The 11,909-nt window shown below is 61.4% G+C and carries 12 protein-coding genes; 7 read left to right on the forward strand and 5 right to left on the reverse strand.

The genetic code is table 11. From position 1 onward, the window contains the following. Positions 1–9: 9 nt before the first annotated feature. Complete coding sequence (locus tag G9X64_RS35890) at positions 10–783, reverse strand: class GN sortase (protein WP_168310665.1); 774 nt, start codon at positions 781–783, stop codon at positions 10–12. After that, complete coding sequence (locus G9X64_RS35895) at positions 773–3,166, reverse strand: marine proteobacterial sortase target protein (RefSeq protein WP_512700270.1); 2,394 nt, start codon at positions 3,164–3,166, stop codon at positions 773–775. Before G9X64_RS35895 ends, G9X64_RS35890 begins: the two co-directional genes overlap by 11 nt. A 378-nt stretch (positions 3,167–3,544) precedes the next feature. On the opposite strand from G9X64_RS35895, the gene G9X64_RS35900 reads away from it, so the two are divergent. The 5 genes from G9X64_RS35900 to G9X64_RS35920 all read left to right on the forward strand — a co-directional run bounded on the left by G9X64_RS35900 (position 3,545) and on the right by G9X64_RS35920 (position 7,497). After that, a complete protein-coding gene (locus G9X64_RS35900) occupies positions 3,545–4,747 on the forward strand; it encodes a pyridoxal phosphate-dependent aminotransferase (RefSeq protein ID WP_168310667.1) in 1,203 nt (400 codons plus the stop codon). A gap of 97 nt (positions 4,748–4,844) precedes the next feature. Then, entirely contained in the window at positions 4,845–5,105 is a 261-nt protein-coding gene (locus G9X64_RS35905; RefSeq protein ID WP_003593113.1) for a type II toxin-antitoxin system Phd/YefM family antitoxin, read from the forward strand. Between the two features lie 2 nt (positions 5,106–5,107). Next, entirely contained in the window at positions 5,108–5,494 is a 387-nt protein-coding gene (locus G9X64_RS35910) for a type II toxin-antitoxin system VapC family toxin (RefSeq protein WP_168310668.1), read from the forward strand. A gap of 100 nt (positions 5,495–5,594) precedes the next feature. Beyond that, positions 5,595–6,581, forward strand: coding sequence for a glycosyltransferase family 8 protein (locus tag G9X64_RS35915; RefSeq protein ID WP_168310697.1), 987 nt, complete (start codon positions 5,595–5,597; stop codon positions 6,579–6,581). A gap of 46 nt (positions 6,582–6,627) precedes the next feature. After that, positions 6,628–7,497, forward strand: coding sequence for a 3-deoxy-manno-octulosonate cytidylyltransferase (locus G9X64_RS35920; RefSeq protein ID WP_168310669.1), 870 nt, complete (start codon positions 6,628–6,630; stop codon positions 7,495–7,497). 105 nt (positions 7,498–7,602) lie between these two features. On the opposite strand, the gene G9X64_RS35925 is transcribed toward G9X64_RS35920, so the two are convergent. Next, positions 7,603–8,700, reverse strand: coding sequence for a calcium:cation antiporter (locus tag G9X64_RS35925; RefSeq protein WP_171378368.1), 1,098 nt, complete (start codon positions 8,698–8,700; stop codon positions 7,603–7,605). A gap of 231 nt (positions 8,701–8,931) precedes the next feature. Between G9X64_RS35925 and G9X64_RS35930 the strand changes: the two genes are divergently transcribed. After that, entirely contained in the window at positions 8,932–9,219 is a 288-nt protein-coding gene (locus G9X64_RS35930; RefSeq protein ID WP_003541669.1) for a DUF2188 domain-containing protein, read from the forward strand. On the opposite strand, the gene G9X64_RS35935 is transcribed toward G9X64_RS35930, so the two are convergent. After that, positions 9,216–9,731 carry a GrpB family protein gene (locus tag G9X64_RS35935; RefSeq protein ID WP_168310671.1) on the reverse strand — a complete coding sequence of 172 codons (516 nt, stop codon included), beginning with the start codon at positions 9,729–9,731 and terminating at the stop codon, positions 9,216–9,218. The two genes, G9X64_RS35930 and G9X64_RS35935, sit on opposite strands and share 4 nt — an antisense overlap. A gap of 105 nt (positions 9,732–9,836) precedes the next feature. Further along, the gene (locus G9X64_RS35940) at positions 9,837–10,736 is read right to left on the reverse strand and encodes a LysR family transcriptional regulator (protein ID WP_171378369.1); all 900 of its coding nucleotides are present in this window, start codon (positions 10,734–10,736) and stop codon (positions 9,837–9,839) included. Positions 10,737–10,830: 94 nt separating this feature from the next. Here G9X64_RS35940 and G9X64_RS35945 point away from each other — a divergent pair, with 94 nt between their 5' ends. Further along, on the forward strand, positions 10,831–11,853 hold the full coding sequence (locus tag G9X64_RS35945; RefSeq protein WP_168310673.1) for an NAD(P)H-binding protein: 1,023 nt from the start codon (positions 10,831–10,833) through the stop codon (positions 11,851–11,853). Positions 11,854–11,909: the final 56 nt, after the last annotated feature.

Raw genomic sequence — 11,909 nt, forward strand, 5'->3', positions numbered from 1 at the left:
GCTTCAACCTCATTCGGTCTGCAATAACGGCTTTGTGTTCGGCGGCTGAACCGAGCCCGTCGCCTGGTCGTCGACCAGTTCCGCCTCGAGGATGTAGCGCAAAGGTCCGCGTTCGGTGGCGTTGAAGGGCCAGCAGGTGGTCAGCACCAGGCGGTGGCCATCGGAGGAGGGATCGATGCCGTTGGCATCCCATGGGGCGATGCGGCCCTCGCCGGCCTTGAAGGTCAATAGTTTGCCGTCGCGGCGAGTGACCTCGATCGTATCGCCCGGCCTTATGTATTGCAGCCAGCGGAAATGCGTGTCGCGATGGGCGGCGATGACAGAGGTGCCTTCCTCGCCGGGCTGCGGTGTGTTGACGAGCCAGGCCGGACCGAAGGCCAGAGCCTCCCCAGAGGCGCCGGAGAGCACGATCGCCTCCTTGCCGAGGCGCGGAGCGCGCACCTTGGCTTCCGTGGTGAAATCGGCCCAGGGCCAGGGTTTTGTCTCTTCGCCTCGCAATTCGGCGGCGAAGGCGCGTTTCAGCAGGATCTGAGAGAGTTCCGCCTTCGCCTTCAACAGGAAACCGTCGCCGATCAGCGCCAGGCCATAGAAGGCAAGGCCGGCGATGGCAAGGGCGATCGCCTTTTCGATCGAGGAAAGACGCCAGAGGAAGAAACCCTTCCGCTGGCGAGGCTTCGGCATGTCGTGGGCCGTGGCGGCGGCCATGGCGAGTTCCAGATAGGTCGGAAGCGGCTCGAATTCGGCCGCTTCCTCGGTCTGGCTTGCGGAGAGCCTAGAGACCATTGCGCTTGACTCCGACCGCGATTATGCGCTTGAGGCGGCGGCGCCAGACGGCCAGTCCGCTTGCCGCCGTCAGCGCCAGGAGCAGCATGGTCAGCCCGCGGATGATCTGCTCGTCGGCACGCGTCGCCGTCTGCGGCAGGTTCACGGTCGTGCTTTTTTGCGCGATCATGGTGGCTGCCTTGGCGGTAGGGGCTGCGGCCATCATGTTTGCGATCTCAGGCGATGCGGCGAGATCCTGTGTTTCGGCCGCCGCTTGCTCCTGCCCGGCGTTTCCTGCCGGCGTGGCTGAGCCATGGCGCTCTCCGCCGCCAGGAGGGGCAGTGTTTTCGCCGAAGACCTTATCGAAGTCCCAACCATCCGGCAGGTTGAGCGGCAGCTTCGCCGAGCCGAGTGGCTGATCGGCCGGGCGCGACGGGGTGACATCCACGGCAACCAGGCTGGTGACGCGGGAGACGAGATGGTGGGCGAGCGCCACGGTCTCGATATCCTTGTCGAGCGCGGCCGGATCCTGACGTTCATAGGCACGGGCCTCGAAATCGTCGATCTTGCGCCGCGCCCAGAGCTTGGAAATGCCGTTGCCGTCGGCGGCATTGGCGATATCCATCTCGACGCGCCAGGGCTGATCGCCAGTCTTGCCGACGATCTGCAGCTTTCCGGCGGGCTTATCGTCAGGCAGTTGCGCGGTCAGCACGACGGGCTCGCCGCTGTAGAGGTCCGGCATCGGGTTCGGCGTGATATCCTCGGCTTTTATGCCTTGGAAGGTTGCTGCGATATCGGTCATGGCTGGGTTCTGCAGCTTGGCGAAAAGCTCGCCCATACGGCTTGCCACCTGGTCGGTCGAGCCGATCGCCGTGAAGGTCCCGCGGCCGATCTCGGCAGCCTTTGTCATGAAATAGGTGTTCGGCGCCGAGCCGATGCCGACGGTGAAGAGGCGGGCATCGCCGCGGTTTGCGGTGATTTCCTGGAAGAGTTGTTGTTCGTTGCCGATCGCGCCATCCGTCAGGAACACGACCTGGCGCAGCGCCCCGGTTGCGACCGGTCCCTGGTTGCGTAGCGCAGCCTGCAAGGCCGGCAGCATTTCCGTGCCGCCGTCGGCGGTCAGGCCTCGGACATAGGCGATTGCCTTTTCGCGATTGTCAGGGGTGGCCGCGACGAGACCCTTGAAATAATCCGTCATCGTATCGTCGAAACGGATGACGTTGAAGCGGTCGCCGGGGTTCAGCTGGGAGATGGCAAGCGCCAGGCTCTGCCTCGCCTGCTCGATCGGCGGGCCGGACATGGAGCCGGAATTGTCGATGACGAAGACCACCTCGCGTTTTGCCGGCGGCGTTGCCGTATCCGGGGCCGTGGGTGGGGTGACGAAGGCGAGCAGATAGGTCTTGCCATCAATCACTTCGCGGAAGAGGCCGGCACTCGGCATCTTGCCGGGAGCGGCCTTCCAGGTGAGTTCGAAATCCTTATCGGCGGGAACGGTGTCCGCCTTCAGGCTGATCGTCCTCGCCTGGGCGCCATCCTGGCTGATATCGACCGCATGGAAAGACGATTTAATATCGCCGAGCGGGAAACCGGCCCGGAGGTCGACGGTCAGCGAAACCGGATTGATCCTGGCGTTCTCACGCGGATCGAGAACGGGGGCTTCGATCTTGTCGCGGTTTTCCACCGGGTCGCGCGGCGTGGCGAAACCGGCGCCGTTGTTGAACTCTACAGTCTGGACGATCGGCGCCGGATTGTAGCGCGGAGCGACGACCATCGGGAAGCGCAGCGAGAACTCGCCACCCGACTGGTGGATGGTCTGCTGGTATTCGATCTGGATGACGATGGTTTCGCCGGGACCGATATTGGCGACCTGGTTGGTGAAGATGTTCGGCCGCTGCTGCTCGAGCAACGCCGTCTTCTTGCCCTCGGCTTTGGCCTGCTCGTAGATCTCGCGGGCTTCCTGGCGCGGCTTGATCTGGCCTTCGATGAAACGTTCGCCGATCTGCATTTTCAGCGCGTCGACGGCGGAATTGTCCGGCAGCGGGAAGACGTAGGTGCCTTCGACCCAACCCTGACTCGGATTCTGGAAGCGCTGCGTCACCTTCACCCTGGCGATCGGGCCGGAGACATCGATGGCGACATCGGTTTTCAGCCGCGGCGCTTCGACATAGAAGCCCGGCTCTTTCGACGGAAAGAGCAGCGAGCCGCTATTGACGTCGTTCGGCCGGACAAGCGCTGCGAGCTGGGCGGATGCCTGCGGGGTCTCGGCGGCGCGGGCGGCGGAGGCAAGCCCCAGTATAGCGGCGATGCAGGCGGCAAAGGCGGTGACGGCAACAAGGACTGAAACGGAAATTCGGCGCGCACGAATGCGCCCTATGGCAAACTCATCTTCCAGAAACATTGGCATACCCTCAATAACCAATTTCGGATGCCGGATGATGCGGCTTTGATCTCGGCGCGCTCGCGACCGAATTGCGGCGTGGCGCGGCATTTGTTGCGGCTTATTCGTGGCAATGGCCGAATTCGACGATGCCACTGATTTCAGGGGATAAATCCGGATGACTTCGGAGATTGATTCAAGATCTTCGCATGGCGCTTCGACCGCGTGACGCAAGCCTCTCCGAAGGGGACGGCGTGCCGGGTGGGCGGCTCGGCGAACCGATCAATAAGAATCATGCCACCATGACGCCTTTCCGCTTGAAATGCCGTCATACATTGGACATAGAGCTAACCGCAGAACTCCGGTCCCGGCTTTCTGCCCGTTTCAACCATTAGGACCGTTATCATGGCTTTCCTTGCCGATGCTCTTTCCCGTGTGAAGCCTTCAGCCACCATCGCCGTCTCCCAGAAAGCGCGCGAGCTGAAAGCAAAAGGACGTGACGTCATTGGCCTTGGCGCGGGTGAACCGGATTTCGATACGCCCGATAATATCAAGACGGCCGCCATCGACGCGATCAACCGCGGCGAGACGAAGTACACGCCGGTTTCCGGTATCCCGGAACTGCGCAAGGCGATCGCCGCCAAGTTCAAGCGCGAGAACGGCCTCGACTATTCCTGGGAGCAGACGATCGTCGGCACCGGCGGCAAGCAGATCCTTTTCAACGCCTTCATGGCGACGCTGAACCCCGGCGACGAAGTCGTTATCCCGGCGCCTTACTGGGTTTCCTATCCTGAGATGGTGGCGCTGTGCGGCGGCACACCGGTTTTCGTTTCGGCCACCCAGGAGCACAACTTCAAACTCCAGGCCGCCGATCTCGAAAAGGCGATCACGCCGAAAACCAAGTGGTTCATCTTCAACTCGCCGTCAAACCCGACGGGGGCGGCCTATACACAGGACGAGCTGAAGGCGCTGACGGATGTGCTGATGAAGCATCCGCAGGTCTGGGTGCTGACCGACGACATGTACGAGCACCTGACCTATGGTGACTTCAAGTTCGTCACGCCTGTGGAAGTCGAGCCGAAGCTTTACGACCGCACGCTGACGATGAACGGTGTCTCCAAGGCCTATGCGATGACCGGCTGGCGTATCGGCTATGCCGCCGGTCCGATCCAGCTCATCAAGGCCATGGACATGATCCAGGGTCAGCAGACTTCGGGTGCGACATCGATCGCCCAGTGGGCGGCTGTCGAAGCGCTGAACGGCACGCAGGACTTCATCCCTGCGAACAAGAAGATCTTCGAAGGCCGTCGCGATCTCGTCGTTTCCATGCTGAACCAGGCCAAGGGCATTGTCTGCCCGGTGCCGGAAGGCGCCTTCTATGTCTATCCGTCCTGCGCCGGCCTGATCGGCAAGACGGCTCCGTCGGGTAAGGTCATCGAGACCGATGAGGATTTCGTTTCCGAATTGCTGGAATCCGAAGGCGTCGCCGTTGTTCACGGCTCGGCCTTCGGCCTCGGTCCGAACTTCCGGATCTCCTATGCAACGTCGGAAGAGCTTCTCGAAGAGGCCTGCCGCCGCATCCAGCGCTTCTGCGGCGCCTGCAAGTAAATTGATACAGCATCGATCGAGGGTCTGCTGGCGACGGCGGACCTTTTTCTTTGCGGCGACGTTGACGATGTAGCTGCATGTAGCTACATTTACCCTCATGAAGACCGTTTCGATCCGTGATGCGAAGAACCGCCTGACCGAACTCGCCCGTGAGGTCGAGGAAGGTGAAACCATTGTCGTGACACGCAACGGCCGGCCGGTGTTCGATCTCGTGCCGCATCAAAAACGCGGCGGTTTGAACCTGGAAGCCGGTCAGGCTTATCTTCGTGCACGGGGCATCACCAATCCCGTGCCGTTCATTGCGGATGATTTTGATGATCCGCTGCCCGAGGATTTTCTTCTAAAGCCTTTGCCGTAGCCATGAGGCTTCTCCTTGATACCCATATCGTTCTCGCGATCCTCCGCAAGGACGTCGGGCAACGGTTCCCGGAGATTGCCACGCTGCTTGGTGATAGCAAGACTGAGGGCTTCGTCAGCGTTGCAAGTCTCTGGGAAACGGCGATCAAGGCTCGATTGGGAAAGCTGGATCCTGGCATGCCGCTTGAAGACATCGCGCGGTCTCTTGAGGAGATAGGGCTGATACTGTTGCGGATAGAAATACAGCACGTCATCACCGCCGCCGACCCCGAGCCGGAGACGCGCGATCCCTTTGATCGCTTGCTGCTGGCGCAATGCAAGGTCGAGGGGCTGCAGCTTGCGACGGTCGACCGGCTGCTCGTCGATCATCCATTGGCGCTGCGGCTCTAAGTTCACGTTCCGATTCAATATGCTCCTCATCTGAATCCGCTTTGCCTCGCAAGTCGTTGAATTCCGATTCAAAACGTGACGCAGAGTGACGGTCCGGCGGGTGATCTGCGGTTGCGGGTTGGCATCAAACCAACTAGATATCCGGCATCAGTTTAAGTCGCCGCTTCGGGAGGCCGGGATTTTGCAGCAGAGTGCCGTGATCGTCTGTTCGGATGTCAACATGCTGCCGGCCGCCTGCTGCACCCTGCTTTCCGTCAAGCGCAATCTCTCAAGTTCCACTGTCGAGTTCCTGCTTCTCGGTATCGATCTCAAGCCGAACGAGATCGCCGAGGTCGGAAATTTCGCGCGGCTGCACGGCATGGCAATCAAGGTGCTGCCCTATAATACGCCGGATACGGCGCTGCAGGCGCGAGGCCGCTGGTCGGGTGCGACGCTGGCGCGGCTCTACATGGATTTGCATATACCCGATCATATCGAGCGCCTGCTTTACCTCGACGCCGATGTGCTGGCGGTTTCGTCCGTCGACGAACTCTTCACGAGGGATTTTCAAGGCAAGGCGCTTGCCGCCATAGACGATTATGTCATGGCCTTTCCCGAGAAGGCCGGCGCACGGCAGCGGAAGATCGGCATGCACGAGGGCGGTCGCTATTTCAATGCCGGCGTGCTGCTGTTCGACTGGTCGGCCTGCCGGGCGAGGGGGCTTTTTGCCAGGGCACGGGAGATCTTCGAGGAGCGGTCGCATCTTTTCGAGAATAACGACCAGGATGCGCTGAACGTCGCTTTCGATGGCGACTGGCTGGTGCTCGATCCGCGCTGGAACACGCAGACCGGCCTCCTGCCTTTCGTCGGCCGGCCGGCGATCATCCATTTCACCGGCCGGAAAAAGCCGTGGCAGGCGACTGTGCCGTGGGTGCATCGCCGGATGGCCAAGCGTTATGCCGAGGATCTCGCCAATACGCCATGGACTTCCTTCTGCAGGCAGCCATCGATGACGGGCCGGATCGCGGGGTTCCTTTCGCATTTGGGAAAGCGGATCGGCGGGCTGGCGCGGCTGGCGCGGACACGCGCTTATTTCAGCAACAGCTAGTGGGACGGCAGAACGCATCGTCCTTGGAAAGTGCATGTGAGCCGATATGGAAGCAATCCCCAGCGACACGCAGACCATGGCCGCCCCGGATAGCGGCTTCAATTTTCTGACGCCGGATGCGTGGAAGGCGCTGTTGTCGCACTATTCCCACATCGTGCTGGTGGCAAACAGTGAAGCCGTAGACTTCAAACGGCTGCGTAACGAATTGCCGGAGACGGCACTCTACGTCTTCTTCAACAATGTTTATAAGGTGCTCGACGAACCCTTCGCCGGCCATGCAGTGCTGTTTGCCCGCAGCGGCGTGATGGGCGCCAATATCGTCCACCGGCGCGAGGCGGCGGATGTTCTGCGCTTCTTTGCCGGCGACGATTTTTTGGGTGTCGTCAACATTCGCGTCTCCCCGGAGGAAAATTTCAGCGAGGAGGGCCGCTTCGAAGGCGCTGAAACCCGTCACCTTGATCTGACGAAAATGCTCGTCGACCTCTATCCGGTGGGCAAGATCGCGACGAGTGGCTTTGCGGTGGCGCTGTGGCTCGCCGAGCTGCAACTGCCGGGCAAGATCCTGCTTGCCGGTTTTTCGGCCAAGAGGAGCGAGAAGTGGAAGGTCTTCGACGTGCACGACTGGACGTTCGAGCAGATCTTCCTGCGTCTCTTTGCCCGGATGGGCACGATCTCGATGATGGGCGGCGTGGATGCCAGCCCCTATGCGGCACTCGCCAGACGGTTTCCACAGGTGCCGCCGATCGAGATCGCGATGACGGCGGCCGAAGTCCTGTCGGAACGGCTCCACAACGCAAATAGCCAGATCGACAGGCTCATGTCCGTCACCAAATCCATCCGTGCCATCGAGGGTTTCTTCCGGCGCTTCAAGCCGAAAACCCGCAAGCAGCGTTTCCTCGAAAAGTCGAAGGAATGACTGTCGAAAGCTCTCCTCAAAAGGTGGGCTGTCAAGCCGCTCTGTGAGTTGACGTTACGCGTGCGGATCACTGCTACCCGTTCCCCTGTCGGGAAGGCGAAGCCTTCAAAGCCCCAGCGCCGTCAGCATGATGAAGGTGGCGAAGAGGATGAAATGCGTCATGCCCTCGATGGCGTTGGTCTCGCCGTCGTTGAGGTTGATCGCGGCGGCAATCAGCGTGATCGCCACCATCACCGTCTGCACCGGGGTCATCGCCATGATGAAGGGCTGACCGGTATAGAGCGCGATCGCCTCCATGACGGGCACCGTCAGGATGACCGTCGACAGCGAGGCGCCCATGGCGATGTTGACCGTCGCCTGCATGCGGTTCCTGAGTGCCGCCCTTAATGCTGTCAGGATCTCCGGGGCGGCCGAAATCGCTGCGACGACGACGGCGGTCACGGCGATCGGCGCGCCGCTGTCGCGCAGACCTTCCGTCATGAAGGTCGCCATGAACTCCGCGAGCAGGCCGATGATGACGACGCCGACCAGAATGGTGGCGATCGAGACCGCGGCCAACTCGTCGGCGCCATGCGCGTCCGGACTTTCTTTCTGTCGTTCGGAGCGCGGATAGCTGTAGCTGAAGAAATAGCTGTGCTGGCCGACCTGCATGCGCAGGAAGAGGCCGTAGAGCGCGATCATCGCGACGATGGTGAAGGCGGAATAATAGTGCCATTTGTCGCTGGGCACGAATTCCGGCACGATCATCGAGATTCCCATGGCGGTGAGGATCATCACGCCATAGGTCTTGCCGGAATTGTCGTTATAGGGCTGTTCGCCGTGCTTGAGGCCGCCGAGCAGGGCGGCCAGGCCGAGAATGCCGTTGATATCGAGCATCAGGGCCGAATAGATCGTGTCGCGCACCAGCGTCGGCGAGCTTTCGCCGCTCATCATGATGGCGAGGATGATGACTTCGACGGCGACCGCCGAGAGCGTCAGGATCATCGTGCCATAGGGATCGCCGACCTTGACGGCGAGCAGCTCGGCATGATGGGCAACGCGGATCGAGGCGAGCACGATGGTGCCGACCAGGCCAGCGGCGGCAATCAGCGCGACGCCGCGCCCCATCCCGATCACCGCATGTTCGAAGAAATAGGCGATCGCTGCAACGGCAAGTGCGGCGACAAGAAACTTTTCCTCTTTAAAGCGTGACGCGATCCCCAAGCCTCAGCTCCTGTCCCGATTCATGCGTTCTATCTAAGTCACTGATTTCGCATATCAAGCAAGTCCTGGTCGAGCGCCATTTGCAGTCTTCGGCGTTTAATGGAATACTGAACGTCATCGGGGCCGGAAAGCAGATCGCGGCGTCCTCGAATTCTCGTCAAGCGGCCGCGATGATCCGGATCCTTTCCGGAAGCGTGCGAATGCGCAACAAGAAGATGAGGAGACGGATGCATGATCAAGGTGGTCTACGAAGTCGTGCCGCATGACGGCGGCTGGGCCTACAGGCTGGGAGGTGTCTATTCAGAGGCATTCCCGACCCATGCCGAGGCGCTCGAAGCTGCGCGCATCGTCGCGGCCGAACAGCAGGTCGGCGGCGATTCCGCCGAGATCAGTTGGCAGGACGAGAACGGCAAGTGGCATGAGGAATATGCCGAAGGCGGCGACCGGCCGGAAACTGAAGTGGTGGACGGCCAGTGGAAGGATCGCACGGCCGAGGCGTCACAAGGCATCGGGAGCTAACCATCTCCCGCCAATGCCCGCGCGACGGTCGCATCGACGAATTCGCGCTTATGCGCAGTATAGCCGTCGCCGTCCATCCGGAACTCGGCTGCCAGCCTGCGTTTGAGTGCGGCATAATCGGCCGCCGCCAGTGGATGCGCGACGAGATAATCCCGGAAAGCCAGCCTGTTTCGATGCGTGCCGTTGCCTGTCGGGCAAAGGTAGACCCGTTCCGCCGGCTCTAAATTTCTCGATAGGAACGCCCAGACCTGATCGTCATAGCGGTTGCCGCGTGGCTCGTAGCCTTCGGCCAGGAGCACGCGTGTGGCGCCGTCGATATGCCCGAGGCCGGGAAGGACGATGTCGATATCGATGATCGGCTTGGCGATCATGCCTGGTATCGACGTGCTGCCGATGTGATCTATGGACAGCGCCTGCGGTAGCAAGGCCAGAAGCCTGTCACGGATCCGCCGGAAGGCTTGCGGCCATTGCGGATCGCAGGGCACGAGTTCAACCGGACTGTGTGTTGTCATATACATCTCGCCTGGAGTGGCGCGCGTCCGACAGAATGCGCTAGGGACGCTCCATTTTCGAAATTTGCGCATGATTCTTTCCGGAAATCGATTCCGATTTGGCGGTCACGCACTGGCCGAATATTGGTGATAGTCCTGCAGGCCCCTGACCAATGCATCGAAGGTGACACGGCAGCGCGGCGAAGTCTTCAGGCTCTCGTGCATCGCCACCCAGGTGCCGAGCGGTATGGCGAAGGCATCGGGCAGGACGTGGACAAGGTCAACGTTCCCCCGGGCAAGTCCGTTCTGGCAGAGACCGATGCCGACGCCGGCACGGATCGCCGAAAGCTGGGCAAGATTGCTGTCGGTTCTGTAGGAGAACTCGATGCCGGGCACCGCATAGCGTTTCATCGCCATGCGGACATAGGCCGTCTGTCGGTCGAAGCCGATGAGCCGGTGGTTTGCGAGGTCAGCCAGGGTTTGCGGAATGCCGTGTCGCTCGAGATAGCGGCGATGGGCATGAAAGCCGAGCGGGATATCGCCGATGCGGCGTACGACGAGTGCAGCCTGCTGCGGCTCGGCCATGCGCACGGCAATATCGGCCTCGCGGTTCACCAGGTCCTCGATCATATCGGATGCCGAGAGCTCGATCTGCAGTTCGGGATAGGTCTCCTGCAGCGGTCCGAGAATCGCCGGCAGCACTTCGACGGCGATGACCTCGCTGGCGCTGACCCTGACCGTTCCCGCCACGCGCTCGCGCTCACCGGATGCGGTGCGCAAAAGGGCGGCGGTGGTTGCCGCCAGCGTTTCGGCATAGGGTTTCAGCGCCAGTGCGGCGTCGGTCGGCAGCAGACCGTTCGGTGAGCGGGTGAAGAGTTCGGCGCCGATCGCCAGCTCCAGTGCATCGACATGGCGGCCTATGGTCGGCTGCGTCAACCCCAGTTCGCGGGCGGCGGCCGAAAGCGACCCCTGCTGAAGCACGGTCAGGAAACTGCGGTAGAAATCCCAGCTCGGCTCCACGCCCATATATTTTTGTATAGCAGATGTATTTCTTTCGTCAATTTCGTTTATGCGGCTCTGATGGCATGATCCTCTCATCCGATTGAAGGAGATGATTGTCATGAGCAGTGAAATGAAGACGATGGCCCTCGTTCTTGGCGCGACTGGCGGTATCGGCAGCGCGGTTGCCCGCAAGCTGCTTGCGCGCGGCTGGCGCATCCGGGCGCTCAACCGTGATGCCGCCAAGGCGTCGAGGAGCGAGCCGGCTTTCGAATGGGTGCAGGGCGATGCGATGAATGCCGGTGACGTCCTGAGGGCCGCCGAAGGCGTCGGCCTGATCGTCCATGCCGTCAATCCCCCCGGCTACCGCGACTGGGAAACGTTGGTGCTGCCGATGCTCGGCAATACCATCGCCGCTGCTCGCGCCGTCGGTGCGCGCATCGTGCTGCCGGGCAACGTCTATAATTTTGGTCCCGATGCGCTGCCGGCGCCGACGGAAGAAAGCCCGCAGCATCCGGTAACGAAGAAGGGGGCGATCCGGGTCGAAATGGAGAAGCGGCTGAAGGCGGCGTCACAGTGCGGCGCCGGCGTCATCATGGTCAGGGCGGGGGATTTCTTCGGCCCAGGCACGACGGCCAATAGCTGGTTTTCGTCTGGTCTCGTGACTCCAGGCAAGCCGGTCGGCACGATCAGGAACCCGGGTCGGCGCGGCATCGGTCATCAATGGGCCTACCTGCCAGACATGGCGGAAACCATCGCCCAGCTCATCGAGCGGGCCGACCGGTTGCCGGCCTTCGCCGTCTATCACATGGAGGGCTTCTGGGATGCGGACGGCATGCAGATGGCCGAAGCGATCAAGCGCGTTGCCGGTGGTAAGGCGAAGATCGGCAACTTCCCCTGGTGGATCGTGCCGCTGGCGGCGCCCTTCGTTCCCATCATGCGGGAGCTCAAGGAGATGCGCTATCTCTGGAAGGTGCCGCTGCGGATGAGGAATGACAAGGTTACGGCCGAACTCGGCAAAGAGCCGCAGACGCCGATCGAGGAGGCGGTCAGGGCTTCGCTCGTGGCGCTCGGCTGCCTGCCCGAACCGCATCGTGACACGGCAGTTGCCTTTATCGGGCACCCGTCGCAGAACGCCGGTTAGAGCGTATCCGGATTTAGTTGAATCGGAGGGGATTCCGTTTTTGGCTGTTTTGTGAT

Source organism: Rhizobium sophorae (assembly GCF_013087515.1).
Lineage (GTDB): Bacteria > Pseudomonadota > Alphaproteobacteria > Rhizobiales > Rhizobiaceae > Rhizobium > Rhizobium sophorae.